Genomic DNA, 19187 nt, shown 5'->3' with positions numbered 1-19187 from the left:
GAGCGTGGGAACGATCATCAAGCAACGACGCCTACGACGCCCTCCCCGTGCATCTGCCGCAACAACCCCAGCCCACTGTCCATAAACACCGTCGATTCCGTCATCCCCGCCTCCGCCGCCAATCCCTGCAACTGCGCACGTCCGGTCTGCCCGGGAAATTCCTCGATACGCTGCAACAACCGAAACGCCAACGGGCTCAATTCAGAAAACTTCACGCTGAAATCCGGGTCCCGACGCACCAGCAGCAATGTCGGCTGATCCGGTGGCGCATCAGGCTGATGATGCGGCCCGACCAACTGCACTGGCCAGGCATACGCCAAGGGCCAGGCCAATGGCGAAACCTGCAACGGACAATCCAGCAGCCCATCGACATCGCCGCCGGGCAACGGCTCGGCTTCGGATTGTTGCAGGACCATTTCCACCCATTCGTAGTGCGCCAGTTCGACCATGAACGGCGGCCAGGGGCCAGCAGCCAGCGCCGCAGGCTCAGAGGCCAGAAACTCGACAAACTCCTGGGCGATTTCGCCGAATTTCGGCGTGTGGGCTCGGTAGTCGCGCAGGAAAATCCGCACCAGCGCCCGCCATTGCGTGTCGCCGAGAATCTTCACCAATACCGGAAAGGTGCCGCCGATCAATGACGACAAGTTGGCGAACACCAGGTCGCGATATACCTGGGCCCGCGCCGGGTCCATTTCCGGCGGTGGCGCGTAACGCTCGGGGTCGCGCACGTAGCGCCCCAGACTGTTTTGCTGCTCTTGCAGGGTGCGCTTAACCACGGTTGACCCCCTCGGTTTGCAACCGGCGAATGGTCTGCAACTCGGCGACCAGTTCGCAAAACGCCGGAAAGTTGAAATCGCGCTCGAGCAAAGTCGGTTGCGCGCCAAATCGGGAATAGGCCTGGGCCAGCAACGACCACACCGCCGGTTTCACCGAAGCGCCATGGGTGTCGATTTTCAAGGTGTCGGACTCATCGAAATGCCCGGCGATGTGCATGGCCACGACACGATTCGCTTCGATCCCGGCCAGGAACGTACGCGGGTCGAAACCATGGTTGATCGAGTTGACGTACACATTGTTGACGTCCAGCAACAGGTCGCAATCGGCTTCACGCAGCACGGCGTTGGTGAACGTCACCTCGTCCATGTCCTGCTGCGGTGCGGCATAGTAGGAGACGTTTTCCACCGCCAGGCGGCGGCCGAGAATGTCCTGGGCCTGACGGATGCGCGCGGCGACGTGATGCACCGCCTCTTCGGTAAAGGGCAACGGCAACAGGTCATACAGGTGACCGTCGTCGCTGCAGTAGCTCAAGTGCTCGCTGTACAGCGGCACGTCGTGGTGATCGAGGAAGATCCGCACCTCTTTCAGGAATTCGACATCCAGCGGCGATGGCCCGCCCAGGGACAGGGACAAGCCGTGGCAGGATAACGGGTAGCGCTCGGCCAGGGTTCGAAACGCCAGGCCATGGGCGCCGCCGATGCCGATCCAGTTTTCCGGCGCGACTTCAAGAAAGTCGAAATGGCCGGCCGGGGCGGCCAGCAGGTCTTTGATCAAACCGCGACGCAGGCCGAGCCCGACGCTGGCCTGTGCTGATGTGACAGGGGTTTGCATGATGTCGATCCCAAGGGTTGTCAGAATGTCATCACAGTTAATCGAAGGGATGTATCGGGCCTGTGTGGCGGGTCGACGGAAAACAGCAACGCTTGTATCGCCAGCGGGTCTGTACACACTCTGGTACAAACCCGCATCCAGGCATTACGCCAGGTCGTACTTCTCGCGCACCAGATGACCGATGCCCATGCGATCGAGCACATCCATCGGGCACAGGAAGGTCACGCGCACAGTGCCTGGCAGGCGACTGATGTCGATGGAGCCGGTGATGGTGGCGCGATTGAGCACTTCGTCATAAGGCAGGCCGGTGACGGTGGCGGCTCGGGTCAAGCCGTTTTCCACCGCCAGATTGAGGTTCTCGCCGCTGCCGATGAAGGTGATCGGGCCACTCTGTTCGATCTCGTGCTGGCCCCAGCGCTCTCCCAGCTCCCGGACTTTAGCGCGCTGCCCGGCATCCATCGGGCGCGCCATCGGTGGCAGATCATCAAGGTTTTGCAGAAGGATCGGCCCTTCCAGCGTCAGGTTTTTCACCACTTGCACCACCACCTCGGTTTCCCCGGAACAGTCGGTTGCGTGGCCGGCGATCTCGCCGTTGCCCTGTTGCGCATGCATGTCGCCCATGTAAACGCCGGCCCCCGGAACTTTCACCGGGCAGATCAACACACAGCCTTCGCGGACCGAATTGGTGTCCATGTGGCCGTCGGTCTTGGCCGCGTGCAGCTCTTCGCGGGTCATGCCGAAACGGTGCGGCGCATTGATCAGGTACTGGCCGAAGTCGGCACAGTTGTGCGAGTCGGGAATGTCTCGGGACGGCAAGGTGCCGATGTTTCCAAGGAACGGCCGCATAGGCGCGGCAACCCCGGGGATATCGGCGCGGGCCAGGGACAGGATTGAATGCTGCGCGGCGAATTCCGGCAGCGCCGACATCTCAGAGGCATTGCCGGCCAGTCGGTTGGCGATGTCCTGGTTGACCGTCAGGCTGACCTGATTCTGCGCGTCAAAGACGATCACATAGCCGTGGCTGAAGCGAAATGCGCTGACCTCGGCGTCACAGTGGTTGCAGCGAATCGCGTCCTCGCCAATGCCTTCGACATGGCTGGCCGGATGCTCGGTGCCACATTTGGAGCAGAACTTGGAGACGAACGGATCGCCGTTGTAGCGCCCCTCGACAAAGCTCATGACCCCGGAGGAAGTGGCCAGCGACGTGACGCGCATGCTGTTGATCTTGATCGCCACGGCATCGCCGATTTGCGCCCCGGCGATGGCCACCGGTTGCGTCACTTCATGGCCCCCCTCGAAAGCGGGCGTGATCATCGGCCCCCAGCAACCTGGCGGTGTTCCGGTGACCAGGGTGCCGCCATCGGCCAGCGGGCCGAGCATCGGCTGGCTCGGACCAATGATGCCATTGGTGTAGCGATCGACCCGCAGGCGATCGACCGGCGCGGCGTTGAGAGTGGGTTGAGGCACAAGCGTTGTCATGATGATCCCCATCGGAGTCAGGAGCGAATGGTCCTCACAGTTCAGCGCAGGTTTGTATCTGGTCTGTGTTCGGGGGTGGCCTTGAATTGGCGGGGACTGTATCGAGAAACAGTCTGGATACATTGGGATACATGCATAGGGACTGCCAAACACCCTCCCTGTGGGAGCGAGCCTGCTCGCTCCCACAGGGGGCTGCGTCAATCAGGGACATTGGCTTTCGTCGCTTGGGACGGCGCCACAGCCCCTGAGAACTAAACTTAATCCACACAGGACGAGTTGATCGTCCTGTCCATTCCACGACCACCGCCCAGGGGCGAACGCCTCGATAAACACCGCCACTGGACTCTGATCCTGCAAAAGGAGCACACGTGATGGACGAGGCCAAACTCAACGATTTCATGGGCAAACTGGTAGGCGACATGGGCGGCGCGGCGATGCTGGCTAACGTCATCCTTGGTGAAGAGCTCGGCCTGTACCGGGCCATGGCAGACAGCCAGCCAGTCAAGCCCGAAGCTCTCGCCGAGAAGACCGGCTGCAACCCTCGCCTGGTGCGCGAATGGCTCAGCGCCCACGCAGCTTCTGGCTATATGGAACACAGCGACGGTCAATTCCGCCTGCCCGAAGAACAAGCCCTGGCACTGGCCGTCGAAGACTCGCCGGTCTATGTGGCGGGTGGCATCGGCGTAGTTGCATCGTTTTTTCATGACAAGGACAAACTGGTCAAGGCCATGCGTGGCGATGGCGCCCTGGCGTGGGGCGATCACCACCCGTGCATGTTCAGCGGCACCGAACGTTTCTTCCGGCCCGGCTACAAGGCGCACCTGATCGCCGAGTGGTTACCGGCCCTGGACGGTGTGGTAGCCAAACTGGAGGAAGGCGCCAAGGTCGCCGACATTGGCTGCGGTCACGGCGCGTCGACGGTGATCATGGCCCAGGCGTACCCGAACTCGCGGTTCGTTGGTTTCGATTACCACGCGCCGTCCGTCACCGTCGCCACCCAGCGCGCCGAAGAAGGTGGCGTGTCCGGCCGGGCACGGTTCTTCCAGGGTACGGCCAAGAGCTATCCCGGCAACGACTATGACCTGGTCTGCTACTTCGACTGCCTGCACGACATGGGCGACCCGGTGGGCGCGGCCAAGCACGCGTACGAGTCCTTGAAGCCGGATGGCACGGTATTGCTCGTGGAGCCGTTCGCCAACGACTCGCTGGACGACAACATCACCCCGGTCGGCCGGCTGTTCTATGCCGCCTCCACCTTCATCTGCACGCCCAATTCGCTGTCCCAGGAAGTCGGCCTGGGCCTTGGCGCACAAGCAGGTGAAGCACGGTTGCGCAAGGTGTTCAGTGAGGCCGGGTTCTCGAGTTTCCGCCGGGCTACGGAAACGCCGTTCAACCTGATCCTCGAAGCACGTAAATAGCCCCCCTTCTGTGGGAGCGAGCATGTTCCGGGCGGCGCTCCGACGATTGAAGACGAAACACCGCGGGGCGTCAGGCCGCCAGTGTTATCGTTGACGTCCATCGCGAGCGTGCTCGCTCCTACAGGTTTGCGGGGTATTGAGATGCTCGATAGCCTTATCCACGAACAACTCGACCAGCTCCAACAGCTCATCGCCGACGAGCCGTTCGCGGTCCTGACCGGTGCCGGTATCAGTACCCCGTCGGGCATTCCGGACTACCGTGACAATCAGGGCGTGCGCCGTGGCCGCCAGCCCATGATGTATCAGGAGTTTCTCTCGGCACCCGAATCCCGGCGGCGCTATTGGGCGCGGGCGATGCTTGGCTGGCCGCGGGTGCGCCAGGCGCAACCGAACGTGGCCCACGACACCCTGGCCCGCTTGCAAAGCACGGGACGGATCGGCGGCTTGATCACGCAGAACGTCGATACCCTGCACGACCAGGCCGGCAGCCATGATGTGATCGAACTTCACGGCAGCCTGCACCGGGTACTGTGCCTGGACTGCGCAAGACGCAGCGAGCGCGATTCGATCCAGCAGCTGATGGAAACCCAAAACCCCTACCTCGCAGGCGTGGACGCAGTGCAGGCGCCGGACGGCGACACCTTGCTCGACCCGGCCTTCGAGGCACGCTTCCAGGTTCCGCTCTGCCCGCATTGCAGTGGCGAACGGTTGAAACCGGACGTGGTTTTTTTCGGTGAGAACGTTGCACAGCACACGGCGGCGAAAGCGCTGGCCACGGTGGAAAAGGCCGCCGGGTTGCTGGTGGTTGGCTCGTCGCTGATGGCGTACTCGGCGTTTCGCCTGTGCCGGGCGGTGGTGGATCAGGGCAAGCCGCTGCTGGCGATCAACCTGGGCAAGACACGGGCGGATGACATGCTGGACCTGAAAATCGAGGGGTCGTGCGAGCAGTTGCTGCCGTTACTGGCACAGCGCCTCTCCGCCTGACAAAACACCTCCCCCTTGTAGGAGCTGCCGCAGGCTGCGATCTTTTGATCTTGATCCTCAGCAATTTCAGCACCGCCAGAAAACAAGATCAAAAGATCGCAGCCTGCGGCAGCTCCTACAGGGGTTTGTTCAGCCCAGGGGAAAGTTGTTGGCCGAGATTTTCTTCCTTGAGCACATCAAACAATGCCTGCGCCGCCGCCGACAACTCCCCTCCCTGCAAGGTCAGCACGCCAATGGCCCGCTCCAACACCGGGTCACGCAAGGTAATGCAATGCGCTCCGAGTTCACGCATCTGACCCACACACAAGGCCGGAACCACGCTCACGCCCAACCCACTGGCAACCATCCGCCCGACCGTCGCCAGTTGATGGCTTTCAAACTCCACCGGCAGCTTCATGCCCCGGGCCTGCAAATGCTCTTCCAGCATCACCCGCACCGTCGACGGGCGCTGCAAGGTAATGAACGGTTCCTCGAGCAAGGTCTGCCAGTCGATTTCCTCGAGCTCGACCAGCGGTGAGTCTTGAGGCACCACTGCCACGAAGCGATCCATGTAAAGTGGCGTGAATTGCAGCGATGAGCTCATGGTCGGCTCGAACGCCACACCGAGCTCCACCTGGCGGTCGCGAACCATTTCCAGCACCTGCTCGTTGATCACGTCGTTGACCGTGACGTTGACTTTCGGATAGCGGACGCGGAATGTCTTGAGGATCGGCGGCAGCAGGTTGCCGGCAAACGAGGGCATGGCCGCCAGGGTCACTCGACCACGCTGCAAGGTGAAGCGCTGGCGCAACTCATCCTCGGCATTGTCCCAATCGGCGATCAGGCGGCGCGCCAGCGGCACCAGGGTTTCGCCTTCGGCGGTCAACGCCACATTGCGTGTGTTGCGGGTGAACAATCGCCCGCCCAGGCCCTCCTCCAGTGCCTTGATGGTCAGGCTCAAGGCCGATTGCGACAGGTGCAGGCGCTCGCAGGCCACGGCAAAACTGAGGCTTTGGGCCACAGCCAGGAAGGCGCGGATCTGCTTGACTGTCATGGTCACTGTCTCCAACGCGTTAGATTGTTGAGTTTTATCCATTAATCAACATTAAAAATCAACTTAACAAATGAATCTTGTCGCGCGACACTCAATCCCATTCGGCTAGCCAGCCGCCCACAAAGAATAAAAGAGGTGCATATGGCAGGTTTCGACAAGCGCGTGAGTTCCTACGAGGAAGCCCTGGCCGGTCTTGAAGACGGTATGACCGTGATCGCCGGCGGCTTCGGCCTGTGCGGGATCCCGGAGAACCTGATCAACGAGATCAAGCGCAAAGGCACTCGCGACCTCACCGTCGTTTCCAACAACTGCGGCGTCGACGGTTTCGGCCTCGGCGTGCTGCTGACCGACCGCCAGATCAGCAAAGTGGTGGCCTCCTACGTCGGCGAAAACAAGCTGTTCGAGGAGCAACTGCTCAAGGGCGAAATCGAAGTCATCCTGACCCCGCAAGGCACCCTCGCTGAAAAAATGCGCGCAGGCGGTGCCGGCATCCCGGCCTTCTTCACCGCCACCGGCGTCGGCACTCCAGTCGCCGACGGCAAGGAAGTGCGCGAATTCCATGGCCGCAAGTACCTGATGGAAGAATCCATCACCGGTGACTTCGCCATCGTCAAAGGCTGGAAAGCCGACCATTTCGGTAACGTGATCTATCGCCACACCGCACAGAACTTCAACCCGCTGGCTGCCACCGCCGGCAAGATCACCGTGGTTGAAGTCGAAGAGATCGTCGAACCCGGCGAGCTGGAGCCGTCGCAGATCCACACCCCTGGCATCTACGTCGACCGGATCATCTGCGGCACGTTCGAGAAGCGCATCGAACAGCGCACCGTACGTAAGTGATCCCCTGCCCCCGGACCGAATGAAGGAATAACAACAATGGCACTTTCCCGCGAACAAATGGCTCAACGCGTCGCCCGCGAAATGCAGGACGGCTTCTACGTGAACCTGGGCATCGGCATTCCGACCCTGGTCGCCAACTACATCCCCGAAGGCATGGAAGTCATGCTGCAGTCGGAAAACGGCCTGCTGGGCATGGGTCCTTTTCCAACTGAAGAAACCATCGATGCCGACATGATCAACGCCGGCAAGCAAACCGTGACCGCCCGTATCGGCGCCTCGATCTTTTCCTCGGCCGAGTCCTTCGCGATGATCCGCGGTGGCCACGTTGACCTGACCGTGCTGGGCGCCTTTGAGGTCGACGTGCAAGGCAACATCGCCTCGTGGATGATCCCCGGCAAGCTGGTCAAGGGCATGGGCGGTGCCATGGACCTGGTGGCTGGCGCAGACAACATCATCGTCATCATGACCCACGCGTCCAAGGACGGTGAGTCCAAGCTGCTGTCCCAATGCAGCCTGCCGCTGACCGGCGCCGGTTGCATCAAGCGCGTGCTGACCGACCTGGCTTACCTGGAAATCGAGAATGGCGCATTTGTCCTCAAGGAACGCGCACCTGGCGTCAGCGTTGAAGAAATCGTCGCCAAAACCGCTGGTAAACTGATCATCCCGGACCACGTTCCGGAAATGCAGTTCGCTGACCAGTGAGGAACCATTCCATGCAAGAAGTCGTCATTGTTGCCGCCACACGCACCGCGATCGGCAGTTTCCAGGGTTCCCTGGCCAATGTTTCCGCCGTTGACCTGGGCGCGGCGGTGATCCGTCAATTGCTGGCACAAACTGGTCTGGACCCGGCCGAAGTCGATGAAGTGATCATGGGTCAAGTGTTGACCGCCGGTGCCGGGCAAAACCCCGCGCGCCAGGCGTCCATCAAGGCAGGCCTGCCGTTTGCCGTGCCGGCCATGACCCTGAACAAGGTCTGTGGCTCGGGCCTCAAGGCCCTGCACCTGGGCGCCCAGGCGATCCGCTGCGGCGACGCCGACGTGATCATCGCTGGCGGCCAGGAAAACATGAGCCTGGCCAACTACGTCATGCCCGGTGCCCGCACCGGCCTGCGCATGGGTAACGCACAAATCGTCGACACCATGATCAGCGATGGCCTGTGGGATGCGTTCAACGATTACCACATGGGCATCACCGCTGAGAATCTGGTGCAGAAGTACGACATCAGCCGCGAGCAGCAGGATGCCTTCGCTGCCGCTTCCCAGCAGAAAGCCGTGGCCGCCATCGAAGCCGGGCGTTTCGTCGATGAAATCACCCCGATCCTGATCCCACAGCGCAAGGGCGATCCGCTGTCCTTCGCCACCGACGAGCAGCCACGGGCCGGCACCACCGCCGAGTCCCTGGGCAAGCTCAAGCCTGCCTTCAAGAAGGACGGTTCGGTGACCGCTGGCAACGCTTCGTCGCTCAACGACGGCGCCGCGGCCGTGATCCTGATGAGTGCCGAAAAAGCCAAGGCCCTGGGCTTGCCGGTACTGGCAAAAATTGCTGCTTACGCCAACGCTGGCGTGGACCCGGCAATCATGGGCATCGGCCCGGTGTCGGCCACTCGCCGCTGCCTGGACAAGGCTGGCTGGTCTATCGACCAGCTTGAGCTGATCGAAGCCAACGAAGCCTTCGCCGCACAATCGCTGGCCGTGGCCAAGGACCTGGAATGGGACTTGAACAAGGTCAACGTCAACGGCGGCGCTATCGCCCTCGGCCACCCGATCGGTGCCTCGGGTTGCCGCGTCCTGGTGACCCTGCTGCATGAAATGATCAAGCGAGACGCCAAGAAAGGCCTCGCCACCCTGTGCATCGGTGGTGGTCAGGGCGTGGCCTTGGCGCTCGAACGGGCTTAAGACGACAGCGTTTAACAGACGGCGCGGGGACCCACGAAGATCCGCCGCCGCCTGGCAAAACACCCGGTGTGACTCACGTCGTACCGGGTTTCTTTATTGGCTGAACGGCTCGTCCTCCTTGTAGGAGCCAGCGGGCACTCCATTTTGTATACAAAATGTGTTCAACACTAGAGCAAATCCCCCCCGCTAGATGCTAACGTTGCCGCCCATACACAGGTCGGAGACGTGCGCGTGTTGATGCTCAAATTACTGGTCATTCCTGGCTTTCTGCTACTGATCTCCCTGGCGGGCAAACGCTGGGGGCCAAGCGTGGCGGGTTGGTTGTCGGGGTTGCCGGTGGTGGTCGGGCCTATCCTGTTGTTCCTTGCCATCGAGCAAGGCCAGGCATTCGCCGCCCAGTCGGCCATGGCCGCACTGTCGGCGATGTTCGCGATGATTGCCTTCTGCGTGACCTATGCGCAGGTCGCGCAACGCGCAAAATGGCCGCTGGCATTGACGATCTCGCTCCTGGTATGGGCCTTGGTTGCCGTGGTCCTGTCGTTGCTCCCACCGTCACTCCCCCTCTCGGTGATTGCCGCCGCCACTGCACTGCTGGCCGCGCCGCACTTATTCCCGGCCGTGCAGCCAATCGTTTCAGGACCGGCGCCAAAGTCCGATAAATTGCTGCTGCGCATGATTGCCGGCGCCTTGCTGACCCTGGCTGTCACCTGGCTCGCGAGTACCGTTGGCGACCGCTGGAGCGGCCTGCTCGCCGTGTTCCCGGTGCTGGGCAGTGTGATGGCGGTGTTCTCCCAGCAAACCCGAGGCCCGGCGTTTACCGCCGCGTTACTGCGGGCAACGGCCACCGGTATGTATTCATTTTCCGCTTTTTGCCTGGTCGTGACGCTGACCTTGCCCAGCATGGGCATGATGGGTTTTGGTGTTGGCGTGGCCGTCTCGGTAGCCATGCTCGGCGTCACCAGGCGGTTGCTGGCGAAACCCGCTCCCCAGGCAACACGTTCAACCATTTCGAACGAGTAGCGCAACATCCTCGTACGTCAATCGAACAGGTTTGCTCCACCATCAGCCTCAGTTCCAAACCAATCCCGACTGAGGCCTACACCATGAAATTCTTTTTCCATCCTTCGCCTAACCCGATGAAAGTCGCCCTGCTGCTCGAAGAACTGCAAACGCCCTATGAGTTGATCGGCGTCGACACCTTCAAGGGCGAGCAACACTTGCCAGCCTTCCTCGCGATCAACCCGAACGCCAAGGTTCCGGCCCTGGTCGATGGCGAAGCGACGGTTTTCGACTCCCAGGCCATCCTGCTGCACCTGGCGCAAAAGCATGAGCGTTTCCTGCCCAGCAGCGCTGCCGGCAACGCCGAGTTGCTGTCGTGGTTGATGTTCATTGCCACCGGCCTGTCGCCGTTCTCCGGCCAGGCCGTGCACTTCCTGCATCACGCCCCAGAGGACCTGCCCTACGCGAAAAATCGCTATCTCAAGGAAGTCGAACGCCACTATCGCGCACTCGACCAGCGTCTGGCCGACCATCAGTACCTGGCTGGCGACAGCTACAGCATCGCCGACATGGCACTCTGGGGCTGGGCCAACTATGCGCCGTACATCCTTGGCGAAAACGGCTTGGCTGCCTACCCCAACGTCAAGCGCCTGTTTGACGAAATCAGCGCCCGCCCGGCGGCCCAGCGAGCCCTGGGCCTGAAAGAGAAGCTGGTGTTAAAGGCCGAATTCGACGAAGAAACTCGCCGTAACCTGTTCCCGCAGAACCAGGCCCGGTAAGACGTTCACGACATTCGAAGGTGATGAAAATGAGTGATCACGGCGGGCGCCTGCTCTTTGGAGTGAGTGACCGTCCGTTAGCCCGCACTGGAATGCGTCACGACCTCCATGGGATGATCGCGCCCCCACCGCGCGACCATCCCTGGAGTTTTCGAATGTCACTGTTGAGTAAAAAAGCCGTTGTCCTGTTGCTGGCAGCAGCTGCCAGCCTGGGGGCTTTGACTGTGCAGGCGGCCAAGGCCCCCGCCAAAGAGACGGTGCAGGGGCAGAAGGTCTCGATGCTCGACGGCAAGTTCACCTTCACCCTGCCCAAGGGTTTCATCGCCAACCCGTTGCCAGCCAGCCCCACGGGCGCAAGCGGCACCATGTACGCCAATGAAACCACCAAGACCGTGGTGATCGCTGCGCAAAACAGCCTGCCCGAGGGGGTCAAGGTCAAGGACAACGACGGCGAGTTTCTCGACGGCACCGCGGCCGATTTCGACTCGGCGCAACACCAAGCCCTGCCGGACTACAACAAACTCAGCGAAAAAAGCCTGACCCTGAAGGCAACAGGACTGGGCGTGCGCCAGGTCGACAGCACCGCCACCCAGGGCGGCGGCACGACCCTCAACACCACGTTGATGGCGGCATCGGGCAACCGCATGACCGTGATTCAGGTCATCTCCCGCCCCGGCGACATGGCGGCCCACGAAACCCTGATAAAGCAGATCGTCAGCGGCAAATAAGCCTCAGGGGTTGAGGCGCTGCAGCCAGGCGCTCAAGTCCTGCAGTTCTTCGGCACTGATGCTGTGTCCGACACCCTGGTAAGCGTGGAACTCGGGCTCCAGTGATACGCTTTGCAACAGGCTGTTGGCTTCGGTGCCATCGCTCAAGGGAAGGCGCTGGTCCGCCGTGCCATGGCCGATGAAAATCGCCAGCGACTCGCGCTTTTCATCCGGTTTGAGCTCGGACCGCAGCACCGGCAGGATCCGCCCGCTCAACGCGGCAATCCCGCCCACCGCTTCGGGACGCCGCAGGGCGACTTCGTAGGACATGATCGCGCCCTGGCTGAACCCCACCAGGAACACCTTATGCGGTTGTGTGTGATATTTGTTCGTCGCCAGTGTGATGAACTCCAGCAGCAACTGGCCGCTGGACTTCAGGTCATCTGTCTCGCCGTTGTAGGCACCTTCGCCTTTCTTGCGAAACCACTGGTAACTTCCCTCTTGCATCACCATCGGCGCCCGCACCGACAGGTAGTTGTATTCGCTGGGTAAGTCATCCTTGATGCCGAACAGATCCTGCTCGTTACTGCCATAGCCGTGGAGAAAAATCACCAGCGGCTGCCCGCTGGAATCGCGGTTGACCTGTTCCATGTACTTGAGCGGCAGATCGGTTTGCAGGGGGGGTTGAGCGTGGACAGTGGCGGATGCCAGCAGCGTGAACAGAGCGAGAAACTTCAGCATAAACCTTCCTTCACCGTGCGCAGGATTCAGGACAGAGCCTAGCACCTTCGTTGGAGCGACTCCCAACAGTGGCACGATTGCCGAATCGACTGCACCAGAACCGGGCTCATCCCCTCTCACCCGTGCATCCACCGATCACGAGGCGTGCAATGAATCTCCCCTCAATCGTTAATCAACTTCCCAACGCGAATCGGCTTGCGCCCCGCCACTTTCGCCTGCCAGGTGCCCGGTTGCGTATAGCGACCACGATCGATCGCGAACAACACGCCACTGGTGCCCGCGCGCACGGTAGTGAGCTTGTCGTTCAGCGGGTCGACCACTTCAAACAGTGCATCGCCCTGCTCCACCCATTCACCGGCATCGCGCAGGAAGCTGACCACGCCGTGATGCGGTGCGAACAGGTATTGAGTGCCTTCAAACGGCATGCCCTCACAGCACTCGCTCGGTGCCACGGGCCAGGTGCCCTTGATGAAACCCTGCTCGGCGAGAAAGCCCAGGATCGCCTCGCAATTGGCCCGGGCCTGATCGACCCGGGTATCGCCCATGCTGCCAAGCTCCAGCGTGGTTGCCAGGTTGGCCGGTGGGATGGCGGCTTCGGGGAAAGCCCTGGCCAGGCGTAACCAGGGCGAAGAGCAGGATTCGTCGAAGGAACTGCCGCCGGAATCTTCGCACAACAACGCCACCCCGGCTTTCAGGCGCGCCGCCAGCGATTGCCACTGCGGCCAGTGTTGCGGCAAGGCGTAGAGGTGGATTGCCGCGTCGAAGTCGCAATGCAGATCGAGGGTGATGTCGGCGTCGCAGGCGTGGCGCAGCAACAGGCGGTGCATTGCTTCGAGTTGCGACGCCGGGGCCGGCAGGTCGTCGAGTACCTGGCCCATGGCCTGGCGAATCAAGGCGATGTTAGCCTCGGCATCGCTGCCCAGACGATCACCCACCCGCTGCGCTACCGGTGCGCTGAGTTCGACGAACGAGCGGTTGAAGTTCTTGCCGCTGCCCAGTTCGAAGCGACCCATGTGGCTGCCTTGCAGGTGCTGATCGAGACCGATGGGGTTGGCCACCGGCACCAGTTCGATCAGGCCTTGCAGTTGACCCTGGCTTTCCAGTTCCGCCAGGCGCTGCTTGAGCTCCCAGGCCGTGCGCATGCCTGGCAGTTCATCAGCGTGCAGGCTGGCCTGGATATAGACTTTGCGGGTGCCTGCGCCATATCGAAACACGCTGAGGGTGCGCTCGGTCCCCAGGTGGCTCCAGGGCAGTGAATGGTCGATGCGTTGCATGGGAAGACTCCGATTCTCTGTAGGAGCTGCCGCGGGCTGCGATCTTTTGATTTTGATTTTTTAAAAGCAAGATCAAAAGATCGCAGCCTGCGGCAGCTCCTACAGTGAGCAATGTGATAGGGAGGATAAATCATGAGCATAAAAAAATGGCCACCGCGTCAACGGGGCCATTTTTTTGAACGGCTCGATTACTCGCCGTAAACGTCAAACTTGAAGTACTTGTCCTGAACTTGCTTGTACTTGCCGTTGGCGCGGATCTCGGTAATGGCTTTGTTGAACTGCTCGGCCAAGGCGGTATCGCCCTTGCGCACGGCAATCCCGGCGCCACCGCCGAAGTATTTCGGGTCGTTGTACTCAGGCCCCACGAAAGCGAAACCTTTACCGGCGTCGGTCTTCAGGAAACCGTCGTCGAGGTTGACCGAATCGGCCAGCAGTGCGTCGACGCGACCGGACACCATGTCCAGGTTCGCTTCCTGCTGGGAACCGTAGCGCACCAGGATAATCCCTGCCGGTTGCAGCACTTCGGTGGCAAAACGGTCATGGGTACTGGCACGCAGGACACCGACTTTCTTGCCCTTGAGCTCGGTCAACGGATCTTTGACGTCGGAACCTTCCTTCATCACGAAACGCGCCGGGGTGTGGTAGTACTTGATGGTGAAGTCGACGTTTTTCTTGCGATCGTCGGTGATGGTCATGGACGAGAGGATGGCGTCGATTTTCTTGACCTTCAGCGCAGGAATCAGGCCGTCGAACTCTTGCTCGACCCAAGTGCACTTGACGTTCATCTGCTCGCACAGTGCGTCGCCGATGTCCACGTCGAAACCGGTGAGTTTGCCGTCAGGGGTTTTCATCGAGAACGGCGGGTAACCGGCCTCGATACCGATGCGGATGGGCTTGGTATCCGCGGCCACGGCGGTCAGGGACAACATCGACAGTGCCAGGGCACCGAACATCACTAGCTTTTTCATTTATAACTCCTGTGTGCGGAGACTTTTATTGGCAACTTTCGGTCGGTAGCTTGTGGCCGGGAAACCGAAGTGGCCGGCAGTCTAGAGCGGCCTTCACAGGGTAAATTATTTGGAGGCGACAAATATTTACGGAAAGTGGTCAGCGACGCGCAAGCGAATCCAGCATGCGCTAAAGCGGTGCAACGTCCGATAGAAAACCACCTCGCTCCTACAAAGGACGAGGTTTGCCGAGACGTCGATCCGTGGTCGCCACCGACACGTAGGAGCGAGCATGCTCGCGATGGTCGTCAACGATGACGCGGGGTACCTGACACCCCGCGGCGTTCTCAGGTGCATCGCGAGCATGCTCGCTCCTACAGGGGGTCAGCACGCACAGCCGACAGCGGCACTCGCCGCACTCAACGCGAACCCTTCGTCCAGCCACCCGGTCACGCCGCCGATCATTTCCTTGACCGGGTAACCCAGCGCCGCCAGTTTCACCGCTGCCTTGTTCGCGCCGTTGCAGTGGGGGCCGGCGCAATAGACCACGAACAGGCTGGTTTTCGGGTAGTCGCGCAAACCATCGACGGTGAGCAGGCGCCCGGGAATGTTGATCGCGCCGGGTACATGCCCCCGGTCGAACGCCAGCGGCCCCCGCACATCCACCAGGACAAAATCGACTTCACCGGCCTGTTGGCTGGCGTAGACGTCGGAACAGTCGGTTTCGAATGTCAGGCGGTTGCTGAAATGCATCAAGGCAATGGCTGAAGGGGCGGCTGGTATTTCGCGCACGAGGCTGGTCATGGGCAGGGCTCCGGAAGGTCAGTGGGTGTGAACAGACTTTATCTACGCGGCGCCAGGGGCTAAAGTGGCGCACAAGACACTCACCGGGAATTTTCCGCCAAATGCATGCTTCTCCAGGGCTGGTCGCGATCCTGGCCTACGACGGCCTGTGTACCTTCGAATTCGGCATCGCCGTGGAGATCTTCGGGCTGGCGCGGCCAGAGTTCGATTTCCCTTGGTACAGCCATCAGATCGCGGCCGTCGATCAAGGCCCGATGCGCGCCATGGGCGGCATCCGAGTACTGGCCGATGGCGGCCTGGAGCTGCTGGAACAAGCCCGGACCGTGATCATTCCCGGCTGGCGCGATCGTCATGCAGCCGTGCCTGAGGCATTGCTGATGGCCCTGCGCCAGGCCCATGCGCGGGGCGCGCGGTTACTGTCGATCTGCTCGGGGGTGTTCGTACTGGCCGCTACCGGCTTGCTCGACGGTCGCGGAGCCACCACTCACTGGCGCTACACCGCGGAGCTTTCCGAACGCTTCCCGAATATCCTGGTGGACCCAGGCGTGCTCTATGTCGACTCGGGTCAATTGATCACCTCGGCCGGCAGCGCAGCCGGTATCGACGCCTGCCTGCATCTGGTGGCGCGGGACTTCGGTACCCAGGTCGCCAACTCGGTGGCGCGGCGCCTGGTGATGTCACCGCAACGCACCGGGGGCCAGGCACAGTTCATTCCGACACCGGTCAGTCCTACGCCGCGCAGCGATCTTTCGCGCGTCATGCAGTGGGCACGCGAGCGTTTGCACGAACCGCTGGAGGTTCGCGACCTGGCCAGCGAAGCCGCCATGAGCGAGCGCACGTTCCTGCGCCGTTTCACCGAAGCCAGCGGTCAGTCGCCCAAGACCTGGTTGCAACATGAGCGCCTGGGGCGTGCCCGGGAATTGCTGGAAAGCACCGACCAGCACACCGAGCAAATCGCCCAGCTGTGTGGTTATCGTTCAGTGGAAAGCTTTCGCGTGGCATTTCGCAATGTGGTCGGCCTGCCGCCGTCAGTGTACCGGGAACGGTTTGGGCAAACGGACAAGCGCATCTCCTGAGGGGTGCTTCAGGGCTTGCGCAATAGATAGGTGTCCATGATCCAGCCATTGGCCTGCCGGGCCGCCTTGCGCACCCGCTCGATCTGCTGCGCTACCTCCTCGAGCTTGCCGCTGATGAGGATTTCATCCGGCGTCCCGAGGTAGGCGCCCCAGTAAATCTCTGTCTGCCGATCCTCAACATGCTGATAAGCATCCTGGGCGTCGAGCATCACCACCAGACTGTCGGCATCACTCACCTGCCCCGCGGCCAAGCGCCGGCCGGTGGTAATTTCAACCGAGCGGCCTATTTGATTAAGCGCCACCTTGTGCTGCGCGGCCAGCGCCTGGACGCTGGTGATGCCGGGAATTACCTCGAACTCGAAGGCACAGGTGCCTGAAACCAGGATCGCCTGCAGGATGCGAATGGTGCTGTCGTACAACGCCGGGTCGCCCCACACCAGAAAACCGCCGCACTGGTCATCGGCCAGTTCTTCATTGATCAGCCGCTCGAAGGTTCGCTGCTTGGCCAGGTTCAGCGCATCGACGCTGGTTCTGTAGTCGACGTCGCCACGCTCGCGCTCCGGGCTCGAGGCTTCGACAAAACGGTAGTGCGGATCGGTGATATGGCGCTCGCACAGCTCGCGGCGCAGGTCGATCAGCTTATCCTTGCTCTGGCCCTTGTCCATGATAAAAAAAACATCCACCCGATTCAGCGCCTTCACGGCCTGCAGGGTGATGTAGTCAGGGTTGCCGGCGCCGATGCCGATGACCAGCAGTTTTTTCATCAAGGCATTCTCTCGTTATCGTTGCACGACAGCCGGAGCCGCCAGCAACCATGGAACTGCAGGTCTATCGTCGACAGCGGCTCGACATCGATCAGGTTGAAGGCTGAACCCTGCAGCACGTGCATCAATGCGGCACGCATGACGAATGGATGGGTCACGGCAAGTACATGGCCGGGTTGCGCTTCCAGGGTTTTCAACCAGGTGGCGACGCGTTTGCCGACTTGCGCCACCGACTCGCCACCGTGGGGTGCCGAACGTGGGTCGGCAAGCCAGGCCTGAAGTCGTTCGTCCTGGTTTTTTTGCAGGTCGCTGATTCGCATGCCGCGCCAATGACCAAAGTCGCAATCGCGCAGGGCGTCGACGATTTCCACGGGCGTACCGAACAGCTCGGCGGTCTGTCGTGTACGTAACTCTGGAGCACACAGCAGGCGCGATGCCTGCGAGAATCGAGCGCCCCGAGAGCCACGCGCCGATTGCCAATCCATCTCCAGGGGTTCGTCCAAAGGAAAGCGCGCCAGTTTCTGTGCCTGGGTTCGAGCGTGGCAGATCAAGGTCAAACGGGTTGCCTGCACGAAAAAAATCACTCTTTGGGATAAATAGGAAAATCAGTGCCTGGCCGTCAGTCATTGCACAATTGTGCCGTAAGACAGATCGTCTTGGCCGGAAAACCTGCAAATTCGTCATCATTTCAGACCGGCCCACGTGATAGCCTTCCACTTCTTCGGCGTTGACACTTTTGCTCAAGCCTTTCCATTTCCATTGGTGGAACTCATATGTCCAGGCTTTCTCATCAAGATTTGCGCCGCAATTTTCGCCAACTGTTCGCCTCCAACACTTGCTATCACACCGCGTCGGTCTTCGACCCGATGTCGGCACGCATCGCTGCTGACCTCGGTTTCGAGGTGGGGATCCTTGGTGGGTCGGTCGCGTCTTTGCAGGTCCTGGGCGCCCCGGACTTTGCGTTGATCACCCTCAGCGAATTCGCCGAACAGGCCACCCGTATCGGCCGCGTCGCCCAATTGCCGGTGATTGCCGACGCCGACCACGGTTACGGCAACGCGCTCAATGTCATGCGCACCATCGTTGAGCTGGAACGTGCCGGCGTGGCCGCGCTGACCATCGAAGACACCTTGCTGCCAGCACAATTTGGTCGAAAATCCACGGACCTGATCACGGTCGCCGAAGGAGTCGGCAAGATTCGCGCGGCACTGGAAGCCCGGTGCGACTCGGAAATGGCAATCATCGCCCGCACCCATGCAGGCATCCTGCCGGTCCAGGAAATCATCAGCCGCACCAAGCAATACCAAGCCGCCGGCGCGGACGGCATATGCATGGTGGGGGTAAAGGATTTCGACCACCTGGAGCAGATCGCCGAACACCTGAGCGTGCCCCTGATGCTGGTGACCTACGGCAATCCGTTGTTGCGTGACGACAAACGCCTCGCCGAACTGGGCGTGCGAGTCGTCATCGACGGCCACGGCGCCTACTTCGCCGCCATCAAGGCGACGTACGACAGCCTGCGCGAACAGCGCCAGATATTTACCCAGGCGGCAGATCTCAGCGCTACCGAACTGACGCATACCTACACCCAGCCAGAGGAATACATCCGTTGGGCGGAGGAGTTCATGCATGTTAAAGAGTAAGGGCTGAAGGGTTGGCTCTGGCCGGCTCTTGCTCTTGCTCTTGCTCTTGCTCTTGCTCTTGATCCACCCGCCCTATATCGGGAGGCCTCGTTCCGGTGTTCATCCGGGGAGTGGCGCGCAGCGCCGTTCGACGCAGTCGAACACGCTGCATGTAGGTGCAGCGAAGCCAACCGGAGGGCGTTTGACAAAAGGGACT

The 19187-nt window shown here is 61.1% G+C and carries 20 protein-coding genes; 10 read left to right on the top strand and 10 right to left on the bottom strand.

Annotated features, from left to right (window positions below; genetic code table 11):
* Positions 1 to 17: 17 nt before the first annotated feature.
* The 3 genes from PG5_RS25845 to PG5_RS25835 form a co-directional block, all read right to left on the bottom strand.
* Positions 18 to 776, bottom strand: a complete 759-nt coding sequence (locus PG5_RS25845) for a DUF2063 domain-containing protein (protein WP_020800019.1) — start codon at positions 774 to 776, stop codon at positions 18 to 20.
* Positions 769 to 1608 carry a DUF692 domain-containing protein gene (locus PG5_RS25840; protein ID WP_020800018.1) on the bottom strand — a complete coding sequence of 280 codons (840 nt, stop codon included), beginning with the start codon at positions 1606 to 1608 and terminating at the stop codon, positions 769 to 771. Before PG5_RS25840 ends, PG5_RS25845 begins: the two co-directional genes overlap by 8 nt.
* Before the next feature lie 144 nt (positions 1609 to 1752).
* Positions 1753 to 3087, bottom strand: a complete 1335-nt coding sequence (locus PG5_RS25835; RefSeq protein WP_052024732.1) for an acetamidase/formamidase family protein — start codon at positions 3085 to 3087, stop codon at positions 1753 to 1755.
* Between the two features lie 371 nt (positions 3088 to 3458).
* Here PG5_RS25835 and PG5_RS25830 point away from each other — a divergent pair, with 371 nt between their 5' ends.
* Complete coding sequence (locus tag PG5_RS25830; RefSeq protein WP_020800016.1) at positions 3459 to 4505, top strand: class I SAM-dependent methyltransferase; 1047 nt, start codon at positions 3459 to 3461, stop codon at positions 4503 to 4505.
* Between the two features lie 141 nt (positions 4506 to 4646).
* Positions 4647 to 5489 carry an NAD-dependent protein deacetylase gene (locus PG5_RS25825; protein ID WP_042955740.1) on the top strand — a complete coding sequence of 281 codons (843 nt, stop codon included), beginning with the start codon at positions 4647 to 4649 and terminating at the stop codon, positions 5487 to 5489.
* 115 nt (positions 5490 to 5604) lie between these two features.
* On the opposite strand, the gene PG5_RS25820 is transcribed toward PG5_RS25825, so the two are convergent.
* On the bottom strand, positions 5605 to 6522 hold the full coding sequence (locus PG5_RS25820) for a LysR family transcriptional regulator (RefSeq protein ID WP_020800014.1): 918 nt from the start codon (positions 6520 to 6522) through the stop codon (positions 5605 to 5607).
* Between the two features lie 141 nt (positions 6523 to 6663).
* Between PG5_RS25820 and PG5_RS25815 the strand changes: the two genes are divergently transcribed.
* The 6 genes from PG5_RS25815 to PG5_RS25790 all read left to right on the top strand — a co-directional run bounded on the left by PG5_RS25815 (position 6664) and on the right by PG5_RS25790 (position 11763).
* Complete coding sequence (locus PG5_RS25815; protein WP_020800013.1) at positions 6664 to 7362, top strand: CoA transferase subunit A; 699 nt, start codon at positions 6664 to 6666, stop codon at positions 7360 to 7362.
* Positions 7363 to 7398: 36 nt separating this feature from the next.
* On the top strand, positions 7399 to 8064 hold the full coding sequence (locus PG5_RS25810) for a CoA transferase subunit B (protein WP_020800012.1): 666 nt from the start codon (positions 7399 to 7401) through the stop codon (positions 8062 to 8064).
* An 11-nt stretch (positions 8065 to 8075) separates the two neighbouring features.
* Entirely contained in the window at positions 8076 to 9257 is a 1182-nt protein-coding gene (locus tag PG5_RS25805) for an acetyl-CoA C-acetyltransferase (RefSeq protein WP_020800011.1), read from the top strand.
* Between the two features lie 231 nt (positions 9258 to 9488).
* Positions 9489 to 10277 carry a hypothetical protein gene (locus PG5_RS25800; RefSeq protein ID WP_020800010.1) on the top strand — a complete coding sequence of 263 codons (789 nt, stop codon included), beginning with the start codon at positions 9489 to 9491 and terminating at the stop codon, positions 10275 to 10277.
* Positions 10278 to 10360: 83 nt separating this feature from the next.
* Positions 10361 to 11035, top strand: coding sequence for a glutathione S-transferase family protein (locus PG5_RS25795; protein WP_020800009.1), 675 nt, complete (start codon positions 10361 to 10363; stop codon positions 11033 to 11035).
* Positions 11036 to 11190: 155 nt separating this feature from the next.
* Positions 11191 to 11763 carry a hypothetical protein gene (locus PG5_RS25790; protein WP_020800008.1) on the top strand — a complete coding sequence of 191 codons (573 nt, stop codon included), beginning with the start codon at positions 11191 to 11193 and terminating at the stop codon, positions 11761 to 11763.
* 3 nt (positions 11764 to 11766) lie between these two features.
* Here the strand turns inward: PG5_RS25790 and PG5_RS25785 are convergent, their stop codons facing one another.
* The 4 genes from PG5_RS25785 to PG5_RS25770 all read right to left on the bottom strand — a co-directional run bounded on the left by PG5_RS25785 (position 11767) and on the right by PG5_RS25770 (position 15508).
* Entirely contained in the window at positions 11767 to 12483 is a 717-nt protein-coding gene (locus PG5_RS25785) for an alpha/beta hydrolase (protein ID WP_020800007.1), read from the bottom strand.
* A 161-nt stretch (positions 12484 to 12644) separates the two neighbouring features.
* Positions 12645 to 13757 carry a succinylglutamate desuccinylase/aspartoacylase family protein gene (locus tag PG5_RS25780; protein ID WP_020800006.1) on the bottom strand — a complete coding sequence of 371 codons (1113 nt, stop codon included), beginning with the start codon at positions 13755 to 13757 and terminating at the stop codon, positions 12645 to 12647.
* Between the two features lie 188 nt (positions 13758 to 13945).
* Positions 13946 to 14725, bottom strand: a complete 780-nt coding sequence (locus tag PG5_RS25775; protein ID WP_020800005.1) for an ABC transporter substrate-binding protein — start codon at positions 14723 to 14725, stop codon at positions 13946 to 13948.
* Between the two features lie 363 nt (positions 14726 to 15088).
* Complete coding sequence (locus PG5_RS25770) at positions 15089 to 15508, bottom strand: rhodanese-like domain-containing protein (RefSeq protein ID WP_020800004.1); 420 nt, start codon at positions 15506 to 15508, stop codon at positions 15089 to 15091.
* A gap of 101 nt (positions 15509 to 15609) precedes the next feature.
* Between PG5_RS25770 and ftrA the strand changes: the two genes are divergently transcribed.
* The gene (gene ftrA / locus PG5_RS25765; RefSeq protein ID WP_020800003.1) at positions 15610 to 16584 is read left to right on the top strand and encodes a transcriptional regulator FtrA; all 975 of its coding nucleotides are present in this window, start codon (positions 15610 to 15612) and stop codon (positions 16582 to 16584) included.
* Between the two features lie 8 nt (positions 16585 to 16592).
* Here the strand turns inward: ftrA and cobF are convergent, their stop codons facing one another.
* Together cobF and PG5_RS25755 are read right to left on the bottom strand one after the other, a co-directional pair.
* Positions 16593 to 17348 carry a precorrin-6A synthase (deacetylating) gene (gene cobF, locus PG5_RS25760; protein ID WP_020800002.1) on the bottom strand — a complete coding sequence of 252 codons (756 nt, stop codon included), beginning with the start codon at positions 17346 to 17348 and terminating at the stop codon, positions 16593 to 16595.
* Positions 17348 to 17920, bottom strand: a complete 573-nt coding sequence (locus PG5_RS25755; protein WP_020800001.1) for a histidine phosphatase family protein — start codon at positions 17918 to 17920, stop codon at positions 17348 to 17350. The genes cobF and PG5_RS25755 overlap by 1 nt, the downstream gene beginning before the upstream one ends.
* Positions 17921 to 18121: 201 nt before the next feature.
* Here PG5_RS25755 and PG5_RS25750 point away from each other — a divergent pair, with 201 nt between their 5' ends.
* On the top strand, positions 18122 to 18991 hold the full coding sequence (locus PG5_RS25750) for an oxaloacetate decarboxylase (protein WP_020800000.1): 870 nt from the start codon (positions 18122 to 18124) through the stop codon (positions 18989 to 18991).
* Positions 18992 to 19187 lie beyond the last annotated feature (196 nt).

The sequence above is a fragment of the Pseudomonas sp. G5(2012) genome, assembly GCF_000408945.1.
GTDB classification, from domain to species: Bacteria; Pseudomonadota; Gammaproteobacteria; order Pseudomonadales; family Pseudomonadaceae; genus Aquipseudomonas; species Aquipseudomonas umsongensis.
The sequence above is the reverse complement of the archived record's forward strand: the minus strand, read 5'-3'. Positions and strand labels throughout refer to the sequence as shown.

Bases quoted from the DNA above. Each gene is read 5' to 3' on its own strand.
- PG5_RS25840 (WP_020800018.1), bottom strand. From the start codon at position 1,608: ATGCAAACCCCTGTCACATCAGCACAGGCCAGCGTCGGGCTCGGCCTG.
- PG5_RS25835 (WP_052024732.1), bottom strand. From the start codon at position 3,087: ATGACAACGCTTGTGCCTCAACCCACTCTCAACGCCGCGCCGGTCGAT.
- PG5_RS25830 (WP_020800016.1), top strand. From the start codon at position 3,459: ATGGACGAGGCCAAACTCAACGATTTCATGGGCAAACTGGTAGGCGAC.
- PG5_RS25825 (WP_042955740.1), top strand. From the start codon at position 4,647: ATGCTCGATAGCCTTATCCACGAACAACTCGACCAGCTCCAACAGCTC.
- PG5_RS25820 (WP_020800014.1), bottom strand. From the start codon at position 6,522: ATGACAGTCAAGCAGATCCGCGCCTTCCTGGCTGTGGCCCAAAGCCTC.
- PG5_RS25815 (WP_020800013.1), top strand. From the start codon at position 6,664: ATGGCAGGTTTCGACAAGCGCGTGAGTTCCTACGAGGAAGCCCTGGCC.
- PG5_RS25810 (WP_020800012.1), top strand. From the start codon at position 7,399: ATGGCACTTTCCCGCGAACAAATGGCTCAACGCGTCGCCCGCGAAATG.
- PG5_RS25805 (WP_020800011.1), top strand. From the start codon at position 8,076: ATGCAAGAAGTCGTCATTGTTGCCGCCACACGCACCGCGATCGGCAGT.
- PG5_RS25795 (WP_020800009.1), top strand. From the start codon at position 10,361: ATGAAATTCTTTTTCCATCCTTCGCCTAACCCGATGAAAGTCGCCCTG.
- PG5_RS25790 (WP_020800008.1), top strand. From the start codon at position 11,191: ATGTCACTGTTGAGTAAAAAAGCCGTTGTCCTGTTGCTGGCAGCAGCT.
- PG5_RS25785 (WP_020800007.1), bottom strand. From the start codon at position 12,483: ATGCTGAAGTTTCTCGCTCTGTTCACGCTGCTGGCATCCGCCACTGTC.
- PG5_RS25780 (WP_020800006.1), bottom strand. From the start codon at position 13,757: ATGCAACGCATCGACCATTCACTGCCCTGGAGCCACCTGGGGACCGAG.
- PG5_RS25775 (WP_020800005.1), bottom strand. From the start codon at position 14,725: ATGAAAAAGCTAGTGATGTTCGGTGCCCTGGCACTGTCGATGTTGTCC.
- PG5_RS25770 (WP_020800004.1), bottom strand. From the start codon at position 15,508: ATGACCAGCCTCGTGCGCGAAATACCAGCCGCCCCTTCAGCCATTGCC.
- ftrA (WP_020800003.1), top strand. From the start codon at position 15,610: ATGCATGCTTCTCCAGGGCTGGTCGCGATCCTGGCCTACGACGGCCTG.
- cobF (WP_020800002.1), bottom strand. From the start codon at position 17,348: ATGAAAAAACTGCTGGTCATCGGCATCGGCGCCGGCAACCCTGACTAC.
- PG5_RS25750 (WP_020800000.1), top strand. From the start codon at position 18,122: ATGTCCAGGCTTTCTCATCAAGATTTGCGCCGCAATTTTCGCCAACTG.